Raw genomic sequence first — 24740 nt, 5'->3', positions numbered from 1 at the left:
CCTCCGCCGTGCCCCGAAACCCGTGGTGAGGTGCAAAAACTAACAGCCCCACGGGTGTTCGGCAAAGCCCCCACATCACACGGCAGTGCCGGGCGCGACGGCGCGGACTAGGTGTGCGCGGCGCCGTCGATGCGAATCTCGGTGCCGCTGATGAACTTGCCGTCATCGGAGACCAGCATGGCGATGACGCCCGCGACATTCTCCGGTCCCGCCATCTCGGCCGGATTGTCCTGCGGCACAACGGCGATCAGACGGCTGAACAGCGACCAGTCCGAATCCTGCGGCAGGTAACCGGGAGTCGCGTCGGTGATGCCGGATTTGATGCCGCCCGGCGCGACGCTGACCGCGCGCAGACCGCGCTTGCCGTATTCCAGAGCGAGCACGTGGGTCAGGGTCTGGATACCGCCCTTGCTCGCGGAGTACGCCGCCATGTACGGGTGCGCGAAGTTGGCGGAGGTGGAGCTGAAGTTCACGACGGTGCTGCTCGGGTTGGCCAGCAGCGCGGGCAGCGCCTCCCGGATGACCAGGAAGGTGCCGGTGAGGTTGACGGTGATGATCTGGTTCCACAGGTCCAGCGAGGTCTCGTGGGTGTGCGCCGCGCGCAGGATGCCCGCCGCGTTCACCAGCGCGTCCAGCCCGCCGAGCGTGTCGACCGCGCTCTTGACGCCCGCGACGACATCGGCTTCCTGGCCGATGTTCATCTCCAGCGTGGTGAGGCGATCGGCCGAACCCGCCTCGGCGGCGTGCTTGCGCGTGAGTTCGAGGCCCTCGGCGTTCACATCCGCGCCGACGACGACCGCGCCTTCGGACAGCAGGCGGAGGACGGTGGCCTGCCCGATACCGGATCCGGCGCCGGTCACCAGGATGCGGCGCTGTTCGAGACGGTTCATGAGAGCTCTTCCTGATCGATGCGAGTGTTTCTGACACAATATGCCGCAAATGGCACATTGCGCCATTAAATGTTTCCGGCTCGGTAGAGTCCCCCTGTGACCAGCGACCGAGACCGTACCGCGCCCGCACCCGGCCGTCCCGCCCTGAGCGCGACCCGCCGCGCCGCCACGCGCCGCGAAGTCGCCATGGTCGCCGCTCACCTCTTCGCCGAAAACGGTTACACCGCAACGACGGTCGACGATATCGCCGCCGCCGCGGGTATGGGCCTGCGCACCTTCTACCGCTACTTCGCCGGTAAAGAGGATGTGGTGGCCCCGCTGCTCGCCATCGGCACCCAGGCGTGGTCCGACGAACTCGCCTCCTGCCCACCGGAACTCCCGCTGCGCGAGGCCCTGGGCCACTCCTACCGCACCGCCACCGCCGCCGCCCTCGCCGATGAGGGCATCGCCGAATCCCTGCTCCGGCCGCTGCTGCGCGCGGCCACCGAACTGCCCGCGCTGCGCGCCACCTGGCTACGCGTACAACACGATTGCGAACTCCGCCTCATCCCCATCATCGCCGCCCGCACCGGCCGCTCCCCCGACGATCTCGACGTGGCCCTGGCCGCCGCCATGGCCAACACCGCGGTCCGCCTGGCCAATGAACTCTGGGCCACCGGCAACCATCCCGGCTCCCCCGCCGACGCCGTCGACGCCTGCCTGGCGCGCCTGGCCGCGCACACCCTGCTGTAGCGGCGGAATTCCGCGGCATTTCTCAGGGAATTGACAATTTCGTAATGGGTTACTAGTTTTGGGCACGCACCTCGATAGGCGAGGCTCCTGCACGAACACAGGCCACTGATCTGACGACGTCGAGAGACGCCCAAGGTTAGGACAGATTTCTCCGGATTAAGGGGTTATCCGAAGTGGCTTTCCGATCCGCCCGGATCGGAACACGTCGTGCAGTGCCGAAGCTTTGACGAGAGGGGTGTCTGCCCGGATCGTTTCCGGGCGTTCCTCCCAGGTGCGCTGACGTATCGCGTTCTACCCGTTGGGAGGTGAGGCATCCGATGACCAGTGACGACGTTCCGGGATCTCCGGACCAGCCCCCTCCTGCGCGGGGCCGGTAACCAGCACACCACATCGCGTCCGATGATTCGGCGCGCATAATTCACACGCGCTTCGGCAGCGAATTCGGCTGCCGAATTATTCGCGTGCGCAATTCCGGGTGAATTCGTCTATTCGGCACCCGAATCCGAGCCGTCCGCATGACCGGTGCGCGACGGTGATCACTGCTGTCCCGGTAATTCCGCGGGCAACGATATGCAGAGGCATACCCTTCTCATGAGAACTCGTCTCATCACCCTGGCCGCGTCCACGACCACCGCCGCTCTGGTGGGCATCTCGGCCACCTATCTGGCCGATCCGGCGCAGGCCGCGCCCGTCCCCGCCGCGACCGGCGTGCACGGTCAGGCCCGCATCGACGGGCAATCGGTGCTGCTGCACACCGATCTCGGATCGCTCCGGGTCGTCGATCGGCGGCTGGAGATCGTCGATCCGAACAGCCTGGTGCTCGGCGCGATTCCATTGACCGTCGTCAAGGACGGCACCGCGTATCCGGTGGACGCGCACGTCGACGGCGAAAATGCCACTCTCACACCACGATTCGATCAGGCTCGGCCGATCACCGCGGAAGAGACGCCCATCGCGGCCGGGGACAGCCCCGAGGATCGGCTCAATACCGCCATGGGGAACGTGAACAACGAGCTCACCGTGGCTCTCGCGGTGGGCACCCTGCTCGGCGCGATCATCGGCGCACCCCTGGGCTGCGTGGCGCTCGGACTGCTCGGCGGCGGGGCGGCCGGGGTGGCCACGGGCGGTCTGGCCGCGATCCCGGCCGCCGCCGTGGGCTGTCTGACCGGCGCGGTCACCGGCGCGGGTATGGGCGTGGTGGTGTTCAACCTGCTCATCGGCGTGCCCGCGCTGATCGCGTCCGCGGTCCACTTCTACAACGTCATGACCGCACCGCCCGCCGTCGCGAACGGCTGAGTCGCGGCGACGCAGTTCGGATACAGGAAATCAGCAATGACTGTCGATCTCGCAATTCCCAAGACCCCCAACCTCTCTCCCGGCGCACCGCGCGTCCGCAATCGGCTCCGGCCGGTCGACTATCTGCTCATCGGCGCGGGTGTCCTGCTGATCGTGGTGGTGCTCAGGCTCTTTCGCGATATGTCCGTGCCCTGGGTGCCGGGCGATTCCGCCGAATCGGTCTCGACCGATCCGTCGAATCTGCCGTACTACGCGGCGCGCACCACATTGCGCATGTTCCTCGGCCTGGGCGCCTCGCTCATCTTCATGCTGATCGTCGGTCAGTGGGCGGCGCGGTCTCGGCGCGCGGAGAAGGTCATCATTCCGGCGCTGGACATTCTGCAATCGGTGCCGGTGCTCGCGCTGGTCTCGATCACGGTGACCGCGTTCATCGCCATGTTCCCCGGCTCGTACCTGGGCGCGGAGGCGGCGTGCGTTTTCGCCATCTTCACCGCGCAGGCCTGGAATATGAGCTTCGCCTATTACCAGGCGCTCCGGAATATGCCGCGTGAGCTGGATGAATCTGCGCGCATGATGCGGCTCACGCGCTGGCAGCGACTGTGGCGGCTGGAGGTGCCGACCGCCATGGTGCCGTTGATCTGGAACGGCATGATGAGTTTCGGCGGCGGCTGGTTCATGCTCGCCTCATCCGAGGTGATCAGCGTGTCCGGACGCGATCAGGCGCTGCCCGGCATGGGTAGTTTCATCGCGGCCGCCACCTCCGAGGCGAATGTCGGCACGCTCATGCTGGGCGCGCTGGTCATGGTGCTGACCATCGTGCTGGTGAACGTGCTGTTCTGGCGGCCGCTGACCGCCTGGTCGGAGCGTTTCCGGGTGGAGCACACCGAAAGCGCCTCCGCGCCACGCAGTCTCGTACTGGATCTGCTGCGGCACAGCACACTGCCGCGGCGCATCGGGCGCGCACTGCGACCGGTGTCGGAGGGAATCGACCGTGCCATGCGGGTTTTCGGGCGCAGCACCAAGCCCGCGTACTGGGACAACTCCGGAACCAATGCCGGCGATATCGTGTTCTTCGGCCTGCTGTTCGCGGGTATCGGCTGGGTGATCTGGCGGCTGGCAACGTATTTCGAGAGCACTGTGGGATTCGCGGAATTCGGCCCGACCTCGCTGATGGGCCTGGCCAGCCTGAGCCGGGTGGCGGTGCTGCTGGTGTTCTCGACCATCGTCTGGGTGCCGATCGGGGTGTGGATCGGCATGAATCCGCGCATCTGCCGATTCGCGCAGCCGGTCGTGCAGGTGATGGCCAGCTTCCCGGCGCAGTTCCTGTACATCTTCGTCATCGCCGCGCTCACCTACACCGGCGTCTCGCTGAACTTCGGCGGTGTGGTGCTGATGGCGCTGGGTGCGCAGTGGTATGTGCTGTTCAACGTCATCGCCGCCGCCGGGCAGATTCCGACGGATCTGCGCGAGGCCATGGACGATCTCGGCGTGCACGGCCGCGAACGCTGGAAGTCGTTGATACTGCCCGCGATCGCGCCCGGATACCTGGTCGGTGCGATCACCGCGTTCGGCGGCGCGTGGAACGCCACACTGGTCGGCGAGGTCGTCGAATCGGGCGGCAAGCATATGGAGGCGTACGGGCTCGGCGCGTACATCACCGAGGCCACCACCAATGATCTGTTCGCGAAAGTGCTGCTGGGCACGGTGGTGATGAGCATTGTCACCGTCTTCATCAATCGCCTGGTGTGGCGACGCCTGCAGCGCATTGCCGAGAAGCGCTTCGCGCTGCTCTGACCCCCTGTCTCATAACAGCTTTCGAAGGAGGACAGCCCATGTCCACCCCCATCGTCACCGTGGATCGCGTCACCAAGAACTTCACCAACCCCTCGGGCGAGCAGCTGCCGGTGCTCTCCGATGTCAGCCTGGAATTGCGCGAGGGCGAAATCGTCGCGCTGCTGGGCAAATCCGGCTCTGGCAAGTCGACCCTGCTGCGCATAATCGCGGGACTGGTATCGCCCTCGGCCGGGGCCGCGCGTCTGCGCGAAGCGGATATCACCGAGCCGAATGCCGCCACCGCCATGGTCTTTCAGAGTTTCGCACTGCTGCCGTGGCTGACCGTGCGGCAGAATGTCGAACTCGGCCTGCGCGCCCAGGGCGTGCCCGAACCCGAGCGCAGCGAGCGGACCCTCGCGGTGATCGACATGATCGGCCTGGACGGCTTCGAAAACGCCTATCCCAAGGAGCTTTCCGGCGGGATGCGCCAGCGCGTCGGCTTCGCCCGCGCCCTGGTGGTGCAGCCCGAGGTGCTGCTCATGGACGAGCCGTTCTCCGCACTGGACGTGCTGACCGCCGAGAATCTGCGCGGTGAACTGGTCCGGCTGTGGGATCAGACCGCCTTCCCCACCAAGACCGTCCTCATGGTCACCCACAATATCGAGGAGGCGGTGCAGCTGGCCGATCGAATCCTGGTGCTGGACAACAATCCCGGGCGCATCAAGGGCGAATTGCAGGTGCGGCTGGAGCGGCCCCGCGATACCCGGAACCGGCATTTCCTCAATATCGTGGATCAGGCGTACCGCATGCTCACCGATGGCGCGTTCGACGGCGGCCACGCCATCGCGCCCACCCCCACCACCCGGCCGCTGCCCGATGCGGGCGTGGACGGTATCGGCGGCATGCTGGATCTGGTTGCCGCACAGGGTGGTCACGTCGATCTGCCGGAACTGGCGGGCGATCTGCGTTTCGAGCTCGATGACCTGATGCCGCTGGTGGACGCGGCCGCCATGCTCGGGCTGGCGACCGCGTCCGGCGGCGATCTGGACCTCACCCCGGACGGCCGCAATTTCGCCGAGGCCGATATCGATGCCGCCAAGCGGATTTTCGCCCGCCTGGCCCGTGCCAACGCCCCGCTGGTCGGCACCATCGATCACGCCCTGAGCACCGCGCCCGACCATCGCCTGTACGACGGCTTCTTCCTCGATCTGCTGCGCCGCGGCTTCACCGAGGAGGCCGCCCAGCGTCAGCTGCGCACCGCCGTCGACTGGGGCCGCTATGCCGAGCTCTACGAATACGACGCGGCCGAACGGCTGCTCACCCGCGATTCGGCGGCCGCTTAGGAGGCGTTGGCACGGAACAGAATTCGGCCGTCCGGCGGGCACGTAATCCGGTGCACCGGTGCGCGCTGACACGGGATTGTCGGTACCCGGCTCTACCGTGCGTCGCATGAGTTCGACCGCACTGCATTCGCTCACCTACCTCCGCCCGTCGGGGCTCGACCGCTCCGGCGGGCGGGCGCTGCTGGGCCTGCAGACCAGCGGCGGCCGCACCCCCGCCGGGGCGGTCGCGAATCCCACCTTCTTCCGGGGATTCGTGACCCGGCCCGCGGTGGCGGCCGCCGGACTGCTTGCCGTGGCCGATGTGGCGGCGGCGCGCTACTACGATCCGCGCCGAATCCGTTCGGCGCTACTGGATCCGGTCGTCACCGCCAATGGTGATCGATTGCGGTTCGAATCGTTCTCCGGCTGCTGCGGCGTGCACGCCCGGCTCGATATCCTGGCCGCCGGACTCGACGGCGACACCGGGTACGGCACCACGAATGTGGATGTGAACACCCCGCTGCGCGATGCGCTGAACGGCGTCACCGCGGGAGATCCACTGCATTTGACCGTCGGGCCGGATGAGCTGGCGGTGGCGACCCTCGGTGACCGGGTGGTGGAGAAGAAGGTGCCGCTGCCCGAGCGCTGGCTGCGCGGATTCGCCGAAACCCAAACCATCGCTGCGGAATTCGACCTGCGCGCCGAGGTCGGCGCCGCCGAGGCGGTGCGCTTCCTGCGCGCGCTTCCGCGTACCGGCGGCACCGCTGCGCGCGGCGGGCAGTGGGTGGTCGCCACCGCCGGGCGGCTGCGGCTCACCTCGCGACCGGTCCCCGGCGCGGTATGCCTGCCCGGACCGCAGCGGCTCGACGCACTGCATCGTGTACTGCGGCAGGCGGATTCGCTGCGCCTGTACGGCCCGAAGGTCGCCGCGGGCAGCCCGTTGCTGGCCTCCGCCTGGGAGATCGGGCTGCCCGGCATGCGGCTCACACTCACCCTGTCCCCCGAAGCCGGGCGCGGATTCTCCGGGGAGGGAACGGTTTTGAACGCGCTCGCGCACGAGGACACCGAATCCGATGCCGAACTGCTGTCGGTGCTGCTGGCCTGGGATCCGCGCATCGAACTCGGCGAACTGGCGGCACGCTCCGGACTCACCGCCGAGCGGGTGCGCGCGGCGCTGATCCGCCTCGGCGTGGACGGCCGCATCGGCTACGACCTGGCCGAGGCCGCCCACTTCCATCGTGAACTCCCCTATGCCGCAGGCCGAGTCGAGCGGCACAATCCGCGGTTGAAGGCGGCCCGTGAGCTGGTCACCGCCGGCAACGTGCGACCGGATCCGGAAGACGCGGACGCGGCGACCGTGACATCGGGCAGCTACACGCACCGCGTCCGGCTCGGCACGGACGGCCGCTTCGTCTGCACCTGCGACTGGTGGGCGGAGACGCGCGGCACCCGTGGCCCGTGCCGACATGCATTGGCCGCCCGCATAATCCGTGCCACGGCGCGCACCGCCCTCTGATCAGAGCGCCACCGCGCCTTCACACGACCGTCGCTCTGTCAGCACGGCCGACACGCATTATCGGCTCCGCCGTGCGGCTGGTTCGACCGCCGCACGGTCGTACGCCCGCCACCGCACGGCCCGCATGCCGCCGCGCGTTCATCGTCGATAACTTTTGTCCCCAGGGGAATTCATGACCGAAACCATCGCCACGCTGCCCGATCTGCGACCGGCGACCATCTCCAAGCAGATCGCCCTGTTGACGGTCGCTCAGCGCCGGGCCATGGGGCCCACACTGAAGCAGGCGCGCGCGGAGCTGACGCGGCGCAGTTGGTGGGAACCGGCCACCCGGAAGGACCGCGCGGTACAGCTGTGGGGCCTGGGCTGTCTGTCCACCCCGACCGCCGTGGCCCGCTGGCTGACGACCGGCGCGACCCGGCTGGCCGATACCCGGCCCGATCTGTTGATCGCGTGTCTCGAAGCGGGCGAACGGGATAGGGCGTGGCGGGCCGAACTCGCCGGACAGCTGGCGGCGGGCCGGGCCGAACGCTGGGGCGGGCTGCCGTACTTCCCGCTCATCGTGCATCTGGTGCGCACCTCGGACGCGGCGGTGCCCGATACCGATGAATTCGTGCGCGCCTGGATCAGCAGCCGCACGGGCCACGAGCACGTGGCCATCCCGTGGCGGTCGGCACAACTTCCGGGCGGGGAGAATCTGCTGGCACGGTTGCGCGCCGACCCCTTCCTGCCGACCCTGGCGCGCCGGGCCGTCGAGCTGACCGGTATCGCGCTCGCGAACGATGCGGACGATCCGGAGAACTCATGGCCGTACGCGCTCGGCGTGCTGTCCGCGGAGGGCATCGTCGATCGCGAAGCACTGCACACCTGCACCCTGAACGCCCTGCTGCGCGGTGACGGCACCCCGTCCGACGCGGTCGGCCGCCTGAGCGTGCTCACCGCACTGCACGCCGACTCCGCCGAATGCGCCGGCCGGATACCGGCTTACACCGAACTGCTGGTGCGCGGGCGCTCCACCGCGGCCGCGCACGCGCAGGGCGTGCTCATCGCGCTGCACGGCGAGGGCCTGCTGCCCACCGCCGAGGTGGTGGCACTGTCCGATGAGGTATTCGCCCGGCCGGAGAAGAAACTCGTTCGCGCCCAACTGAGTTGGCTCGAACGAGTGGTGCGCGCGGAGCCCGGGTTCACCTCCGACGCCGTACGCAGCTGGGCGACCGCTCTGCCCGCCATCGAGGACGCCACCCTGCGCGCCCGGTTCGAAAAACTGATCACCCGGTACCTGCCCGGGGCGGATGACGAGATCCGGATGGATCTCGCGGCCGCGCCCGAGCCGGAGCTCGAACCCGAAGTCCCACTGCCGATTCCGCCCGTGCCGAATGCGCTAGAGGGTGTGCCCGCGAGTCCCGCCGACACCGCCGAGCTGTACCACTGGCTCAGCGCCCAGCCCTGGGGCGAGCCGATGCGCGGCGAACTCTTCTTCGACGGGCTGGTGCGCTTCACCCATTCCGATCGCGCCGCGCTCACGGCGGTGCTGCGCCCCGCGTTGGAGGTCGAACTGAGCGCCGATGACCCCACCGGCCGGTGGCGAGCGCACGGCTGGACCCCGCTCGTCACGGCGGCGATCGCCGTCGGCCTGCTCCGGGAACAGCCGAGCGAGCGCACGGCACCGGATAGGTTGTCCGAGCGCATGATCGAATGGGGCGATCTGGTGCTCACCGGCGCACCGCTGCCACCCTGCGCGCTCGCCACCCCCACGTTCGAGAACGGGCAGATCGCCGCCGCCACGCTGCTGGACCGGCTACGCGGCTACCGCGATGCCGGAATACGGCCCGGGCCAATCGAATTCGCGCAAGCCCTGGTTCGGCTCGCACCCGAGGCGGATCGCGGGATACGCACCGGCGCAGCGGATCTCGGCACACCCGAGGGCCTGCGGCTGGCGGCGGCACTCGATGGCGAACCGTTCACCGACCTGCCCGCCGCATTGGCGCTGACCTACGCCGGTCCCGAGGACGCGTGGAGTCTGCTTCCCATCGAGCCCCACGAATTCCCGAATCCGGAAGTGCTTGCGCAATGGCAGCTTTGGAGCGAGTGGCGGGAAAGCGAGATACCGGTGCGGCTGGCCGAACTGCCCGGGCCGAAGGATCTCGCCGTGCACGGTCACGTGATGCGCGCGCTGTGCGCGGACAAGGCTCCGGAACGCGTCGCGGGTGTGGACGCGCTGGCGATATTGGCGAGCACGGGTCAATTGCGGACGGATCTGCTGGTCGCGGCGCTCCCCGCGCAGGTGCCACTCAAACGCCTGGCCGGATCGCTCCGCGATACCGTACTGGCGATCGGACCGCATCACGCCTGGCCGGTGATAGATGTACTGCTCACCCCACTTCTGGTGCGCGACAAGACAACCGGGCTCGCGGATGTGCTGGCGGTGGCGGCCGACTGCGCCCGGCGGCACGGGGCCGCCGCGCATTACCCCGCGCTTGCTCCCCTCACCGAACGGCCGGGCTCGGGTCGTCTGGTCACCGAGGCCAGAACCTTGCACTCGGCGCTACAACATCCCTGATGAAGGCCGGATCAGGGTTTGCGGCCCACCGCGCAATAGCAGGAGACCTTGGCATCCAGGGCGGCCGGAAGATCGGTCGCCCCCAGCAGTCGCCACCGATGCGGCGGCACCACACCCGGTTCCACCAGGTCGAGGTCCGCGAACCACGCGGTCACCTCCTCATGGGTGCGGACCTGCGCGGGCAACTTGCGGACGCGGTAGACGTCCTGGCTGGCCAGCACCTGTTCGGGCGCGAAATCCGAGGTGATGGTGCAGATCACGAGATAGGAGCCGGGCGCCATGGCGTCCAGAAATGTTCGCACGATTCGCAAGATGTCGTCTTCGACGAAGTGCAGTAGCGCGATCATGCTCAACCCGATCGGCTGGCTCAGATCGAGTATCTCGGTCAGCTCCGGATCGCGCAGGATCGCCGCCGGATCGGTGACATCGCCGTGGATGTAGGTGGTGGCCCCCGGCATACCGGCGGTCATCAGCGCGCGGGCATGCGCCAGCACCACCGGATCATTGTCGACATAGACCACCCGGGCGTCCGGTGCGGTCTCCTGCGCGATCTGATGCAGGTTGGGCTCGGTCGGGATACCGGTACCGATATCGAGGAACTGCCGAATTCCGGCCTCGGCCAGGAACTTCGTGCTGCGGTGCATGAACTGGCGGTTGAGCCGGGCGGCGGTGCGGATATCCGGCCACACCTTCAGGATTTCCGCCGCTGCCCTGCGGTCGACCTCGTAGTTGTCCTTGCCGCCCAGGAAGTAGTCGTACACGCGAGAGGTATGCGGCTGATCCAACTGATGTTCGCTATCCATTCAATCACCGCCCCTTTCGCCTGTTCGAGGACACACCCTTCGGCATAGGCTAATCGGCCAACGGCCATACCGAGTAGTTTCATGGCGAAGCGTGCGCACTCCCGCCGGACACGATCCGCGCCACGCCATCCAGCAGACAGCCCAACCCGAAGTCGAAGATGCTCTGCGGCTCCGACGCCGCCAGGGCATCCGGGCCGAAACGCGCGATCATCGGCAGGTTCCCGGCGGCGAACAACGCGCGGGCCGGACCGTCACTCGCGGTCATCCACTGTTCGCGGGTGGTGTCCGATTCTCGCTCGCGCGCCAATTGATATGCGGCGCTTTGCGTATGTGTGGACAGCGTGATGGCGATGCGGACCATGGTGGGGAAATCGAGGCCGAGGCCGTCGATGGCGCGCAGTCGCCAATCGGTGTAGGCCATCATGGCGGGCGCCACCGGCGGACGCGTCGTGATCGCGAACAGCTGTGGCACCCAAGGATGTTCGAGATAGATCTGCCATTCCGCGCGCGCGGACAGCTCCAGTTTCGCGCGCCAGTCCGGCGGGCCCGGATCCGGGAGCGGATGATCACCGAACACCGCGTCGACCATGAGCCCGCCGAGTTCCTCCTTACCGGGGACGTAGCGGTACAGCGACATCACCCCGACGCCGAGTTCGGCGGCGGTGCGGCGCATGGACAGTCCGGCGCTGCCGTCACGATCCGCCAGCGCGATCGCGGCGCGCACGATGTGCTCGGTGGTCAAGGCCGCGGCCGGATCGGCGGCGGGATCGGCGATGCGCTGCTTATCGGCGACTCGTTCGCGATAGGCGCGCGCCCGGCAGGCTCGGGAGCAGTACTGCGCGGGACGGCCGCGCGGCGTCGGCTCCAGGGCGCGGCCGCACATCTGACAGTTCGCCATGGGAGCCTCTTTTCGTCACGAAATTGGTGTTTCGTGACGAAAGCTTACCCGAAGTCCATTCGTGTCGATAATGCGCCCCTGTGGGACAATAAAAGCTGCTTGAGCTGGTAATTAGAAATTCGTGTCGCGCGTCATGAAATTCGTCAGATACGGTGTATTTATGACTCGTACATCGTATCTGGAAGAGCCGCGACCAACGGCCCTCTCCCCACATGCCGTGGCCCTGGCAGGTCTGGTCAAAACCTATGGAACGGGGCCCGCGCGCACGACCGTGCTCGACGGCGTATCGCTGACCTTCCCGCATCGTTCGTTCACCGCGGTCATGGGTCCGTCCGGTTCCGGTAAGAGCACGCTGCTGCAGTGCGCGGCCGGACTGGACCGGCCGGACTCCGGTTCGGTGACGATCGACGGCATCGAATTGACCGCGCTCGACGAGGTCGCGCTCACCCGGCTGCGCCGCGATCGGCTCGGCTTCGTCTTCCAGTCCTACAACCTGATGCCGACCCTGACCGTCCGGCAGAACGTCACCCTGCCCGGTGAGCTCGCCGGGCGGCGGGTCGATGCGGGCCGGGTGGTCGAGTTGCTGACCCGGCTCGGGCTCGCCGCGCACCTGGACGACCGGCCCGCGAACCTGTCCGGCGGTCAGCAGCAACGGGTTTCGATCGCGCGGGCGCTACTGAACGACCCGGCGGTGATCTTCGCGGACGAGCCGACCGGAGCACTGGACAGTCGGGCCGGGGCCGAAGTGCTCGCACTGCTGCGCGAAGCGGTCGATACCGGCGGCCGGACGGTCGTCATGGTCACGCACGATCCGATCGCGGCCGCGGTGGCCGATGCGGTGGTCTTCTTCGCCGACGGGCAGGTCGCGGACTTCCTGTACCGGCCGACGGCCGAGACGGTGGCCGCTCGGATGGCAGCGCTGGGCGGTGTCCGATGATGGGACGGCTCGCGCTGAGCGCGGTGCGCGCGCACCCCTCGGCCTATCTGGCGGCGGCGGGCGTCATCGGCGTCGGCACCGCACTGCTCACTTCGTTTGCGGCACTGGCCGAAACGGGGCTGGCCGCGCCCGCGAACCGGGGTGAGTCGATGACCATGCTGGCCGCCATCATGGGCGGCTGGTCGGTGGCGATCGTGGTGTTCGGGATCGCCTCCACCGTCACGCTCGTGGTGCGGCAGCGCGGTCGCGAACTCGCGCTGCTGCGCACCATCGGGACCACACCGCGACAGGTGCGGCGCATGGTGCTGCTGGAAACCGGCATCGTGGCGCTGCCCGCGCTGGCGGTGGGGGTGCTGCCGGGTATCGGGCTCGGCGCGTTCCTGTTGACGCGAATGGTGGACGCGGGGGTGGTCACCGAGCCGGTCGATTTCGTAACCACCTGGCGCACAGTTGTTTCCGGTGCGGCGATCGCGTTGCTGGCCGCCGTCGCGGCGGCGGTGATCGCGGGCCGACGGGCCGCGAAGATCGCACCGGTGATCGTCCTGGCTGAATCATCCGGCGGGACAGCACAATCCGTGGTGTCCGCACCGAAACTGGGGTTCGGGCTGCTCTTCCTGCTCATCGGGCTCGGCTCGGGGATCGGCACGCTGTTCATGGCGGACGGACCGCTGCTGGCCGCTGCCGCCGGACCGGCCTGCGTCGGCGTCGCCATCGGATTCGCACTGCTGTGCCCCGTCCTGGTCGGCGGGCTCGGCCGGATCGCCGCCGTACTGCCGAACGCTTTGGCCCGCTTGGCGATTCGCAATCTCGCCGCCCGGGCGGCGGCATCGAGCACCGTGGTCGGCCCGCTCGCCATGCTGGTCGGCATCGCCACCGGGACGCTGTACATGCAGTACACCGAGAACGGCAGTCCGAAGATCGCGGGTGACGATATCGGCGCGCAATTCGCGGTCGCCAACTATCTGGTGGTCGGCATGATCATCGCGTTCTGCGGTATCGCGGTGACCAATTCGCTGATCGCGGCGACCTGGGAGCGGCGGCGCGAGTTCGCGGGTCTGCGGCTGACCGCGTCTACACGCGATCAGGTCCTGGGCATGATCACCGCGGAGAGCGCGCTGGCGGCGGCGCTGGCGATTCTGCTGGGGACGGTGGCGGCCGCGACCACCGTCATCCCGTACGCACTGGTCAAGACGGGCTCACCGGTACCGCACGGATCGGCGCTCAGCTACCTGGTGATCATCGGCGGCACCGCCGCGATCGCCTGCGTCACAACGTTTTCCACGGCTGTCAGGGCCACCCGGCCGCGTCCCGCGCTCGTACTCGCCACGGCGTGAGGCGCGGTACGCGAACCGCGGACCTACGAATTGACCTGGGAATCCAGGAAATTCAGCAGAATCTGGGCGTCGTCGCCGTAATCCAGGTGTGCCTTCGAGGCGTAGAAGGTGGCCATGGCCGCACCCTGCCTGCTCAATTGCAGCAGATCGTTGATGGAGTCCGGGCCGCCGATGCTGATCAGGGTTTGCGCGGCGACCCGGAGGTCACCGCGCACGGCATCGGCGAAGGGGCCGATGACCGCACCGGCCAGGTCGATGGTGAGCGGGGCGAGCGCCGATGCCGTGGCGGCTGCGGCCAGCGGTCCCGAATGGTCCATGGATTCGACGGCGCGCCACAGGGTTTCCTGCATCTGGCCGACATCCGCGGCGATGCGCAGGATATCGATTCCGGTCATGGCGTCGGCGATGACTCCGGCGGCGGCCGTCCAGCCCGACGGGTCGACAGCGGCGGCAGCACGGATCACCGAGGCGACGAGCGGCAGATCCACTCCGGCGGCGGCCTTGACCAGCGGGGCCAGCGCGGCGTTCAAATCGCTCGCGACCTGATGCGCGGTGCGCAGATCACCGGATTCGATGACACCGGGCAGGCCGGTGAGACTGTCCAGAATCGCGGGCAGATTCGCGGCGGTGGCCGCCCAGCCCGCGCCGACCTGCACCACCTGCGCCATCAACTGGCCCGGATCGGTGGCCCCGGGCAGCAGCGCGGCGATCGGCGCGGGATCACCGCTGATCACCCGGCCCAGCGCGGCGAGAAACGGTGAGGTGGCGGCATTGAGCGAACAGTACAGATCACCATCGGCACACAGGGTGCGCACCCGATCGGTGAGCGCCCCGAAATCCTGCTCCCGGGATCCGGCGATCCCGTGCCCGGGCTGCGGATTACCAAGGGACAGCGTGGTATTCGGATCGCGATGCGGATCGGCCAGCAGTCCGACCCCCAGCACCCGCTCCGCGCCGATCGGTCCCGCGCCGTGCCCGATCTCGGTGGCGAAATCACCGATCCCGTCCGCCCCCTGGCTGTATCCGGCCAGCAGCACCCGAGTCGACGCGCACAGCCCGCTCACCATCTGCCGCAACCGCGATTCCAAGGTGCCCAGCGACTGCGCATAGGTCAGCCCCTGATCGAAAGCACTCGCGGCATACGGCGCGTACAGCACCGTGATATCGCCCCCGAGCTGCCGCTGCAACCCATCCCCGATCGGCCTGAGCATCCCCACCGGCACCGTCGGATCCGCATCCGGCCGCGTCTCCCACGTCCCCGGCGCGAAAATCGCGGTGTACGGCGTGCACCCCCGCGCTCCCCGAGGCTGCGCCCCGGCGTCCCCTGCCACCACGGTCCCCGCCATGACTGCCACGGCCATCGAGATCGCCGCGCACGAGGTCGCCAGCCTGCTCATCGTCCAAATCCTCTGCCACCGAAGGGTTTCCGACCCACCCGGTAGGTCCCGAAACCCACCGCGCAGTTTCGGCCCATTCTCCCGGCCCACCCCCGGTTCCGCAGGCTTTTCAGACACATACCCGTTTCAAACCTTCGGCCCGAGTGTCATACATCAACCCGATCACATATTTGAGGGACTACATCGGCGAGGCCCACGCCAGACCCGTCCACGTCTACCAACACACACCAGTGAGAGTTGCGCCCGAGGTCGGCATCGTTGAGGTTAGCGCTGCCCAGATACGCGTCCGAGATGTTGACCATGGCGAGATCCGCATCGGTGATGAGCCCGCAACATCCACCAAGGCTCCCGAATCACTGGCGGGCGAACCAGTTGCAGTGCATATCGCGAGTGACGTCACCGCCAGTCGAATCCTCAGCGACCCTTAAGAATTCGCCAGCCGCATTTCGATGTCAAGCACATGTTATGAGCGCCTCGCCGATCCTTGTGGCACTCGGATCGTGCAATACGCTTGGCTCACACCCACGTCCCTTGCAGCGGTGAGCTGTTCGAAGACGTCGATGATTCAGGTGCTTGATTACACCGCTCAGCGACGCTTTCCCAAGTGCCAGCTGTTCCAACCGCAACGCCGATCCCGCGGTGTGACCTGTCTTTTCCTTCAGATTTCCTTCGACTCGCAACATCAGGGAGTCACCCTGCGACATGATGGGGACAGGCCTTCGTGGACAGCAAGACAGCGACCGGGGGCAAGGGGTGTGGGTCATGTTGCGAACGAAGGGGGCACCTTTGAGCCAGTGCACCGAATCCCACAGCGAGAAGCATCATTCCATCGATCACATAGGCCTTACAGCGGACGAGTGCCAGATCCTACGGCGAGCCAAGATCGCGAAGTCGGCAGCTGGCGCCCTCCGCCGAGCCGACCTGATCGCAGAACTCCCGAAGCTCGATCATCCCGACAGCGGCGACCTCTACAGGAAGCTGAAGCTTCGCGCTGGCGCACCTCCGGCCGCGATCGTAGTGGCTGTGCAGACCAAACTCGCTCGCGCAGACGATGAGGTGGCAGCACATATCCTGCACGACTTCTTCCACGGATCCATCACGGCGACCCTCACGACCGGCACGCTGACCGAATCCCAGCTCTCCGCGATCCTCAATGCCGACCCCGACGAGCTGGCAGAAGCATTCGGCTCGCGGAATCGGAGTTGGCGCGACTCCGACGTGTTCGATATCGAGGTTTTCGGGTCCACACCGGCGGTACGGGCGGCGGCCTGGTCGTCGATGGTCGTGATGGGGCACGCTGGCGATATAGCCGCCCTCGCCTGGCTGCTCGCGGACCTGCCTCACTTCTGGAGCACAGCGCAAACCGATGCAATCCGGCAGGTATGGCAATCGCTTAGGGAGCGATACCCATTGTTGCCGGAAGTGCCCACTCCCCTGGCGGCGCTTGTAGAAGTCCTCTCCGATATTAGCGATTACGGCTATGTGGACGACCCGAAGGGCGACATCAGCGTCGAGGAAATAAATGTGCCCGAGAGAGGCGAGATGGTCAGTGAAGGTACAGCAGGTGCGTCCGAGTCCACAGCACCCGAGCTGACAGGCCTTCCGACCAAAGCGGCCGAAGAGCTTCGTAATGGGAATAATCCGACGCTGCTGGCTGAGTGCATTTCAATGGGTGAGCGAATGGAGCAGGAACGGCAGGCGATCGCAGCTGTCGTCCTACCGGCCCTGGCCAATGCGATCGCAGAAGGTGTCCCGGCCGAGGCAACGGATATCACCAGAATCGTTGAGTTTTTCGGGGATCTGCGCGTGCTGCTTGCCGCCGCCACTGCCGTTGCCGACAAATCGGCTGTGGACCTGGGCGCGGCACAGGCTGCCCTGCAGCAGGCGCAACACAACGCAGCCGAGGCGGATGTTGCCGCTGAGCGGATCGAGCGCGTTCGGCGTCTTACCGCATTGTCTGGATATGATTTCCTTGCCGATGACATCGCACAGGTCAAGACTCTGGCCGGTGAGGTCACCATCGATAGCGATACGGACACAGTCCGTGCGCTCCTTGCGCTGCTCGAGCTCATCGAACTCGCTGGCCGAGACCTCGAACGTGCCCACGAACTCGACCGGGTGATCAGGGCCAAGCTGCCTGCCGCGATTCCACTGCTTTCGTTCGTCAATGTCTCCGACGCGTTCGTGCTGGGTAATCCGACTGTGCCCACGGCTACCGCAGAGTCGCTTGGCATGGTCATACCACCCCCCGTCACCAATTCCACCACAACCCCGCACGATGACAACGGCGCGGACACCGCAGCCGACGACGACTGCGGTGACGGTAAAGGTGATGGCACTGCAGCGGATGACACCGGTGCAGTCCACCATGGACTGCCGACCGAGCCGCGGCTCGAGGACGTGCTCGCCGAGTTAGACCTCATTGTCCCAGTGCCGAGTTCGGCTCAGCACGCACCTCCGGCACCAAGGATCCCAACCCCGGTCCTTGACACGGCAGGCATGGAGACACCGAGCTATATCGCGCTATATAGCGCGCTGCTCCGTTCTGGTGAGCTGGCGCTGGCGTATTGGCTAACGATCGCGGAACAAGCTGATACCTCGATCCGAGCCGCGCACCGGCTTGCGGCGCTCGCCGCCGCGATAAAAACCTCCGCCGGATCCAATGCTGCCGAATTCGCCTCGACAATCGCGGATCTCGAACCAAGCGACCTCAAAGACCATCCCGGTTTGCAGATGCTCGTGTACGGGGCATCGGTACGCGCAGGTTTGTTGTCCCCGATCGCTGGCGCATCCGATCCGCTTCGTGAGTCCGCCACCAGCGTCGTACGTTCCGGCGACTCTGTCGGCAAACTGACTGAACTGCTGCAAACTGCCATCTACGCCGGGGTTTACCTGACTCCTCGCAACGCCAACGCAGCGATCGAAGCGTCTGAAGCTGCTTCGGAGTACGAGGCCTTCGCCCGGGAGGCAGCCGCCAAGCTCCGGAACGCGCCGAATCGCACGATCAAATATGGCCCGGCAACAGAACTGTGGCAAACCTGGATGGCACCGGAAGACGGCTATCTTGGTGCACCGCTCAATGTTGTTGCATCCCAGGCGCAGTCGCCGGATGATCTGGAATTCGTCCGAACCCGGATTGCCGAGCTACGTACACCTCGCAGTCTCGAGCAAGCCCTGGACCGGGCGGCAACACATACGCGAGGCCGCAAGCAGAACGCGAAGCGAATCGAAGCCCAGGCACGGACCAAACTGCGTGATTGGGCAGGCGACGTCACTGAATTACTGGCCCGATGGGTCACCGCGACAGAAAACATGCTGTCATCAGGCGGTGGGACATGGATGACCGATCCGATAGCGGAGTTGCAGGTCAAGGTAGCAGCGGTCCGGGAGCCAGCATTGGCCGAACTAGCGGAGCTGCGCAGCAGCGGGGACGAGGCCCGTGATGCCGCGACCGATGCTGGACTGAAACTGCTGAACAATGCGCTTGATCTGCTCATGGGCACTGAGGTGGTCGACGGGCCCGAAACCTCATCCGCTCGTACCCTCGGCGGGCACCTGACCCTGGCCCCGGCTGTCGAGCTCCTCCCATCGATTGAGCCACGACGTCCGCCAAAGGTGGCAGACATACAAGCCGCGTTCGATGCTCTGCGTACCGAAGACGATGGCTGGATCGCGACATTCAGGGCGCGCACCGAACGACACGACCAGCTGGGTACCCAGCTGCTCATCGAAACGCTGCGGCCTCACAATCCGCAGCTTGCGCAGCAGTTGTCGGCGGAGCGCGAGGAGGCAATCGACGCCTCCATCGCCGAAGTGGACCAGAATGCCGCCGCGCTCGCGGCGCGTATCGACTCCGACCGGTTGTACGGTCGTTTGAGCGCGGATACATGGACAGATCTGACGACCCGTGCACGCGCCTGTCAATCCCCGCACCGCGGTGCTCGCAGCGACTTCGACGTCGTGCTCGACGACCTGGGCGAGATCGAGATCGATCGAGCCGAGGCTGTTAAGTCAGAGATCACCGCCGCGCGCAGTGCACTGAATACCGCCGGGATGCCCGTCGACGCCGCCGATCGGATCCGGCAATGTATCGACAAAGGCGACTTGACCACTGCGGCGGAGTACGAGGTCACGATCCGCAACAACGGTCAGTTGCCCGCCCGGCACAACCCCACTGAACATCTGTCCCATTTTCTCGGTGCGTTCCCGGATCGATTTGCCGCCACCTGTCCTGGAATCGAGGCTGGCGGCCACCCTGTACTCACTCAATTGGGCCGCGCACTGAACGCGGGCACATCGACCGATGACCTCCCTGCCGGTGAGCTCGCCGACCTATTGGCCTCCGCCGAGATCGAGCTGAGTCAGGTCGGCCGTGGAACCACCGCCGCGGTCCGAATCGAGCAGTGGATACAGCTTGCGCAGACCCGGTCGTTCGAGTCTCGGATCGGTAACGTGAGATCAGTCCTCGGACAAGTCGGGTTCGAATTCGACAAGGCGACGAACCCACCCGCGCGGCGCGGGCACTCCGGGCGCCGTGGTCGGTGGTTGGACTTGCACGGCGTGCGGCCGACTTCAGGCAGTGCCCTACTGCCAGCATTCGGATCGGCGATGAGTCCGTCAGGCGACACATTGCGTCTCTTGGGGATCTGGCGTGGTCCGACACCCGGTGAACTCGTGGAGACGCTGCGCAACGAGCCGAATGATCATTCGGTCGTGGTGTTCTACTTCGGCACGATCGATTCCGCCTCACGTCGCGAGCTAGCGGGTCTGTTCCGCAGCGACCGGCGGCTGCCAACGACGATCGTGATCGACGACGCCGCTTTCGCGTATCTATCGTGCCAGCCAGAACCGAGTCGTGAGATCACTATGTCAACCCTGTTGCCATTCACCGTATCCTCGCCTTTCGCCCCGGACATCCCCGGTGCGAGTATTCGACAGGAGATGTTCTACGGCCGGAACGAGGAACGCGCCAAGATCATCGACATGATGGGCCCCTGCATTGTGTACGGCGGCCGACAACTCGGTAAGTCGGCACTGCTGTTGCAGGCAGCTCGACAATTCGATGACGAATGCGACCGGATTGCGATATACGAATCGATTTTCAAGATCGGCAGAGCAGTATCGGTCGAGGCGGTGTGGACAACGCTCTGGCCGCTGCTGGCCAGGCGGGAAATCGTGCCATCGGATATTCCGGCGGGCGATGTCGCCAGTGCGCTCACCAAGCACATCACCGAATGGATATCAGCCAGTCCGGGACGGCAACTCCTTCTACTGCTGGATGAGTCCGATAAATTCTTGGACGGCGATGCCGAAGCGGTCAACAGGCGGTTCACACATGTGACCCATTTCAAAGAATTGATGGAGCGAACCGGGCGCGCAGTGAAGGTGGTTTTCGCCGGACTCCACCAAACTGCCCGATTTGATCGCCTAGCGAATCATCCGCTGGCGCACTTCGGGGAGCCCGTCTGCGTCGGTCCTCTCGCCCCGCAGGCCGCCTACGATCTGCTCACCAGTCCGTTGCGTGCGCTGGGGTATCACTTCGACGACACTGACCACGCAGCACGGGTCCTCGCGCTCGCAAACAACCAGCCTGCCCTTATTCAGCTGTTCGCCGCGCACTTACTGCGCAATCTGCAAGCTGCTCCGATGCCGGACGATGCTCCGCCACAGATCGTGCACGCCGACGATGTCGAACAGGTGTGGGCAGACGCAGGGCTGCGCAGGTCGTTCCGCAAGCGGTTCGATTGGACTCTTGACCTCGATCCGCGTTACAAGATCATCGCCTATAGCGTTGCGTTGCACGCACACGCCCGGGGCATCGACGCGACCATGACGCCAAGTGAGCTGCGCAACGAATGCGAGACCTGGTGGCCGACCGGGTTCTCCGCCGAAGACGTTCGCGCCGGCGAGTTTCGGGCGCTGCTTGATGAATGTGTCGATCTCGGTGTGTTGTCCTACGCGACCAGTGGATACCGGCTGCGGACACCGAATGTTCTCGATCTGCTGGGCGCCAGAGAAGAAGTCGAAGCAGTACTTGATCAGGCCGAGTCGATCGAGCTTCCCGAAAGCTTCGATGGCAGCATGATGCGGCCAGAGTTCGGCGGCGGACCGACCCGAGGCCCGTTCACCTCCCAGCAGATCGCGGATCTGCTCGCGACCCGCAGTCAGGTACGCTACGTCGTCGGCTCGCCAGCCCTCACTGTCGAACGCTGTCTGAGAGCGTTGCAGGACGAGAACGAACGTGCAGTTTCAGGCCATCGTGGGAGTCACATACGGGAAGCAAACCCAGCGACCCTGGCCAAGCAATGTCAGCAGGGAATGTTCATGGCGGCCGGGCGACATGTGATCGTGCTCGTCAATTTGAAGCCCGTTTCACGAGAAGTGGCATGGGCGACGTGGAGGCAGGCGCGAGAACTGATCGCCACTCACTCCGGTGGGACCCTCGGGATAGTGCTGGTGTCCGGACCATTGCAGGCACCGACGTGGCCGGTCGCAGCACGCGAGGCAGACATCTCCTCTGGGCTGACCGAGCTGCGCCGATACGACCGGACCGACTTGCGGCTGTGGCTGACCGAGACACCCTTGCCCTTCCAGGACAATGCGGCTCGCGACGAGTTGCTAGCAGTAACGGGCGGCTGGCCGATCCTGCTGAACAAGATAGCCGAGGATCTCACCGAGCATGGCTCAGGATTACATTCGGACCCACTACGCCAGATCCGGACACGCCTGCAGGATTCCGAGCGTTGCCGAGAGCTGGTCGAGGCATCCGGTATACGCAGCGACCTCACGCTGAGCCAGACATGGGATTTCCTCGTACAGAATTGCGCGGATGACCGCGCCGATCTCGATACACTGGCGGAGTACCTCACGCTGCGCGGCGAGGACGAGGACGAATCCAATGCGCTCACCCCTGCCGCAGTTAGCGCTGCCGGCTATCACAGCACTGCCGACGTCATCGAGGTGCTCCGCGGACTAGGTGTCCTCATCGGCCTGGGCGAGGACGGGCTGTTCCGGCTCGAACCCGTGATGGTCGCCGCAACCAAGCGGGCACACGGATGAGCCGGACCGCGCCGCAGCTGATCGAAGCGATTGTTCTCGATGCAGCCTGTGCGGCCCTGAAGTCGTCGGCCTACATCGGGCAGCAGATTGACCCTCGGGCGTTTGCTCATACCAATAGGGCCGGGCTGCTGGAACTCGTAGCGAAGGTACGCACGTTGCGAGCGGAACTTGCGCAGATCTATCACGGCGAATTGAGTGAAACGCACCCGCTAGTGGTGGCGCTGCTGGGCGAGAACGCCACAGAGAGCGCCGCAGCCGCGGAGGTTCTGCGTGATCCACGGGCGATTCGGGCACGGCGTGGTCGGGCAAACTCCTCTGTGAAGGCCGGGGATAACGGTGAACAATCGGCAGTTGTGGACGCGCACCGACCGGCCATTCTCGACTCGGCTACGACGCGTCGACTCGAGCGGTACGAACGACGCCTGGCTGAGACCCGTACTGCCCGCGACCGAGCAAGAGCACAGCGCGATTACGCCCGTTCCGAGATGGACAGCTTGCGCCGCGATCTTGAAACAGCCGAGGAGGACCGGGACGAGGCGCAGGCCGTCATCGAGGGACTGCGAGCCGAACTGGCTGCCGAACGTGCCCATGTCGCAGAACTGGCAACGGATCTGCTGGCAGCGGCGGAGGTATTGAAGGCCGCGATTCTCCCGCCGCCAACCGAACTGTCGGCGCTCGGCGATATCGATGTCGATCCGCGCGAGCGTGAAGCTGCCGCCCATACTCCACCTGTAGAGATGGCGCCGCTAGCTGACCCGATGATTGCCGCAGCGCTGACACGGGCCGACGTAACCGCTGACGTGCTTTTGTCAGTACTGAATGCCCTGCTCGAACCGCCTGCACCAGTGGAACAGGTGTGGGTCGGTGAGCCACGAGAGATCGCGCTGACGCCGCTCGGCGGGGGGACCGATATCGGCGGTTCCTGCATGCTTGTGACCGTTGGCGACGTCCGGCTTCTCATTGACGCCGGGATGCGGGCCAACAAGCGCATCGACCAAGCTGGGCCTGAGCATATCGCTGTGGCTCTCGGCAAGCCACTCGCCGCGATCGTGATCACGCACGCGCACAACGACCATGCCGGATACGTGCCGGCACTCACCGCGAGTTACCCGACTGTGCCAGTGATCTGCACCCCGGAGACCGCAGCGATCCTCCCGACGATGTGGAGCGATTCCGTGCGAGTGTTCGACCGCACTCGTGGCAGTCATGTCGGGGGCGATGAACCGCTGGCGGAGCCGCCCTACGGGGATGTGCAGGTTCATGCCGCGCAGCGCCGCATCCGGGAAGTGCAATGCGGCCGGGCCATCGAAATTGCTGCCGACGTGACAGTCACGCTGTTTCCTGCCGGCCATATTCTCGGCGCGGCGGGCGTGGTGGTGTCTGCTGGCCCGAACCGGGTCACCGTTACAGGGGATGTGTCCGACCTGGCGCAGATCAGTGTTCCAGGCTTGGTCGTACCCGACGCGGCTCGCGGGTCGGATTTGCTGGTCATCGAGTCGACGTACTGCGGGCAGCACAGTTCCAACCGCGAAGCCGAAGTAGAAAAGTTCGTCCGGATAGTGTCCGAGACTGTCAGCGACCCGGCGAACGGTGGGCGGGTGCTCGTACCGGCTTTCGCACTCGGGAGGGCACAGGAAGTCGCGTTGACGCTGCGCAACCGGCTGCCAGATGTGCCGGTTCTCATCGATGGAATGGCCAAAGACATCGCGAAGATCTATGAGGAGCAGACCGCCGGAACCGCACGACCGTTGAAGATATACGGCGATCAAGTGTCGGCGGTGCAGCCAGGTGAGCGCGATCGGTTGCTGCGCACGTTCCGGCGTGGGGTCGTCGTAACCACATCGGGAATGTTGACTGCCGGTCCCGCTGTCACCTGGGCACGCTCGATACTTCCGGACCCGGACGCGGCATTGCTACTCGCAGGCTACCAGGACGAGGAATCCCCTGGGTTCGAGCTGCTTGAACTAGCGAAGGCCACCAGGCGCGCCACATTCGTACTCGACCGGGAAGAACTAGCGGTGAACGCGCGAGTGGCGAAGTTCGGTCTGTCAGCACATGCCGATAGGCGAGGCCTGTCCTCCATTATCACCGAGGTCGGCGCACGGGAGGTGATGCTCGTCCACGGGGTTGCATCGAAACAACGAGACTTCGCGGACAACCTGACCCGCCGTGGGTTCCGTGTTGCCCCAACCCGACATTGGCAGCCCATTGGTTGACAAGCTTCCC

The 24740-nt window shown here is 66.0% G+C and carries 14 protein-coding genes and 1 riboswitch; of the genes, 10 read left to right on the top strand and 4 right to left on the bottom strand.

The window, feature by feature from the left end; genetic code table 11:
- Positions 1–107: 107 nt before the first annotated feature.
- Positions 108–890, bottom strand: coding sequence for an SDR family NAD(P)-dependent oxidoreductase (locus ACFC0O_RS36065; protein ID WP_375966092.1), 783 nt, complete (start codon positions 888–890; stop codon positions 108–110).
- A gap of 96 nt (positions 891–986) precedes the next feature.
- On the opposite strand from ACFC0O_RS36065, the gene ACFC0O_RS36060 reads away from it, so the two are divergent.
- The 6 genes from ACFC0O_RS36060 (at position 987) to ACFC0O_RS36035 (ending at position 10086) form a co-directional block, all read left to right on the top strand.
- On the top strand, positions 987–1622 hold the full coding sequence (locus tag ACFC0O_RS36060) for a TetR family transcriptional regulator (RefSeq protein ID WP_375966090.1): 636 nt from the start codon (positions 987–989) through the stop codon (positions 1620–1622).
- Between the two features lie 63 nt (positions 1623–1685).
- Positions 1686–1864: riboswitch (M-box (ykoK) riboswitch) on the top strand.
- Between the two features lie 349 nt (positions 1865–2213).
- Complete coding sequence (locus ACFC0O_RS36055) at positions 2214–2918, top strand: hypothetical protein (protein WP_375966087.1); 705 nt, start codon at positions 2214–2216, stop codon at positions 2916–2918.
- Positions 2919–2954: 36 nt separating this feature from the next.
- Positions 2955–4712, top strand: a complete 1758-nt coding sequence (locus ACFC0O_RS36050) for an ABC transporter permease (protein WP_375966085.1) — start codon at positions 2955–2957, stop codon at positions 4710–4712.
- 38 nt (positions 4713–4750) lie between these two features.
- Positions 4751–6034 carry a nitrate/sulfonate/bicarbonate ABC transporter ATP-binding protein gene (locus ACFC0O_RS36045; protein WP_375966082.1) on the top strand — a complete coding sequence of 428 codons (1284 nt, stop codon included), beginning with the start codon at positions 4751–4753 and terminating at the stop codon, positions 6032–6034.
- Positions 6035–6140: 106 nt separating this feature from the next.
- Positions 6141–7529, top strand: a complete 1389-nt coding sequence (locus ACFC0O_RS36040) for an SWIM zinc finger family protein (RefSeq protein ID WP_375966079.1) — start codon at positions 6141–6143, stop codon at positions 7527–7529.
- A 172-nt stretch (positions 7530–7701) separates the two neighbouring features.
- Positions 7702–10086 (top strand): hypothetical protein, encoded by a 2385-nt coding sequence (locus ACFC0O_RS36035; protein ID WP_375966077.1) that lies wholly within the window; start codon positions 7702–7704, stop codon positions 10084–10086.
- An 11-nt stretch (positions 10087–10097) separates the two neighbouring features.
- Here ACFC0O_RS36035 and ACFC0O_RS36030 read toward each other — a convergent pair whose 3' ends face one another.
- A complete protein-coding gene (locus ACFC0O_RS36030) occupies positions 10098–10889 on the bottom strand; it encodes an SAM-dependent methyltransferase (RefSeq protein ID WP_375966074.1) in 792 nt (263 codons plus the stop codon).
- Positions 10890–10968: 79 nt separating this feature from the next.
- Positions 10969–11787: a TetR/AcrR family transcriptional regulator gene (locus ACFC0O_RS36025; RefSeq protein WP_375966072.1), complete on the bottom strand. Its 819-nt coding sequence runs from the start codon at positions 11785–11787 to the stop codon at positions 10969–10971.
- A gap of 160 nt (positions 11788–11947) precedes the next feature.
- On the opposite strand from ACFC0O_RS36025, the gene ACFC0O_RS36020 reads away from it, so the two are divergent.
- Both ACFC0O_RS36020 and ACFC0O_RS36015 read left to right on the top strand, forming a co-directional pair.
- The gene (locus tag ACFC0O_RS36020; protein WP_375966070.1) at positions 11948–12724 is read left to right on the top strand and encodes an ABC transporter ATP-binding protein; all 777 of its coding nucleotides are present in this window, start codon (positions 11948–11950) and stop codon (positions 12722–12724) included.
- Complete coding sequence (locus ACFC0O_RS36015) at positions 12721–14058, top strand: FtsX-like permease family protein (protein ID WP_375966067.1); 1338 nt, start codon at positions 12721–12723, stop codon at positions 14056–14058. Before ACFC0O_RS36020 ends, ACFC0O_RS36015 begins: the two co-directional genes overlap by 4 nt.
- A 23-nt stretch (positions 14059–14081) precedes the next feature.
- On the opposite strand, the gene ACFC0O_RS36010 is transcribed toward ACFC0O_RS36015, so the two are convergent.
- Positions 14082–15455: a cutinase family protein gene (locus tag ACFC0O_RS36010; RefSeq protein WP_375966065.1), complete on the bottom strand. Its 1374-nt coding sequence runs from the start codon at positions 15453–15455 to the stop codon at positions 14082–14084.
- A gap of 762 nt (positions 15456–16217) precedes the next feature.
- Here ACFC0O_RS36010 and ACFC0O_RS36005 point away from each other — a divergent pair.
- Entirely contained in the window at positions 16218–22514 is a 6297-nt protein-coding gene (locus ACFC0O_RS36005) for a hypothetical protein (RefSeq protein WP_375966062.1), read from the top strand.
- A complete protein-coding gene (locus tag ACFC0O_RS36000) occupies positions 22511–24730 on the top strand; it encodes an MBL fold metallo-hydrolase (protein ID WP_375966060.1) in 2220 nt (739 codons plus the stop codon). The genes ACFC0O_RS36005 and ACFC0O_RS36000 overlap by 4 nt, the downstream gene beginning before the upstream one ends.
- Positions 24731–24740: the final 10 nt, after the last annotated feature.

It is taken from the genome of Nocardia sp. NPDC056100, from assembly GCF_042266325.1.
Classification (GTDB): Bacteria; Actinomycetota; Actinomycetes; order Mycobacteriales; family Mycobacteriaceae; genus Nocardia.
The sequence above is the reverse complement of the archived record's forward strand: the minus strand, read 5'-3'. Positions and strand labels throughout refer to the sequence as shown.

What these genes read in the sequence shown, in the direction of transcription:
- ACFC0O_RS36065 (WP_375966092.1), bottom strand. Translation starts at nt 890, where the DNA reads ATGAACCGTCTCGAACAGCGCCGCATCCTGGTGACCGGCGCCGGATCC.
- ACFC0O_RS36055 (WP_375966087.1), top strand. Translation starts at nt 2,214, where the DNA reads ATGAGAACTCGTCTCATCACCCTGGCCGCGTCCACGACCACCGCCGCT.
- ACFC0O_RS36050 (WP_375966085.1), top strand. Translation starts at nt 2,955, where the DNA reads ATGACTGTCGATCTCGCAATTCCCAAGACCCCCAACCTCTCTCCCGGC.
- ACFC0O_RS36045 (WP_375966082.1), top strand. Translation starts at nt 4,751, where the DNA reads ATGTCCACCCCCATCGTCACCGTGGATCGCGTCACCAAGAACTTCACC.
- ACFC0O_RS36040 (WP_375966079.1), top strand. Translation starts at nt 6,141, where the DNA reads ATGAGTTCGACCGCACTGCATTCGCTCACCTACCTCCGCCCGTCGGGG.
- ACFC0O_RS36035 (WP_375966077.1), top strand. Translation starts at nt 7,702, where the DNA reads ATGACCGAAACCATCGCCACGCTGCCCGATCTGCGACCGGCGACCATC.
- ACFC0O_RS36030 (WP_375966074.1), bottom strand. Translation starts at nt 10,889, where the DNA reads ATGGATAGCGAACATCAGTTGGATCAGCCGCATACCTCTCGCGTGTAC.
- ACFC0O_RS36025 (WP_375966072.1), bottom strand. Translation starts at nt 11,787, where the DNA reads ATGGCGAACTGTCAGATGTGCGGCCGCGCCCTGGAGCCGACGCCGCGC.
- ACFC0O_RS36020 (WP_375966070.1), top strand. Translation starts at nt 11,948, where the DNA reads ATGACTCGTACATCGTATCTGGAAGAGCCGCGACCAACGGCCCTCTCC.
- ACFC0O_RS36015 (WP_375966067.1), top strand. Translation starts at nt 12,721, where the DNA reads ATGATGGGACGGCTCGCGCTGAGCGCGGTGCGCGCGCACCCCTCGGCC.
- ACFC0O_RS36010 (WP_375966065.1), bottom strand. Translation starts at nt 15,455, where the DNA reads ATGAGCAGGCTGGCGACCTCGTGCGCGGCGATCTCGATGGCCGTGGCA.
- ACFC0O_RS36005 (WP_375966062.1), top strand. Translation starts at nt 16,218, where the DNA reads ATGTTGCGAACGAAGGGGGCACCTTTGAGCCAGTGCACCGAATCCCAC.
- ACFC0O_RS36000 (WP_375966060.1), top strand. Translation starts at nt 22,511, where the DNA reads ATGAGCCGGACCGCGCCGCAGCTGATCGAAGCGATTGTTCTCGATGCA.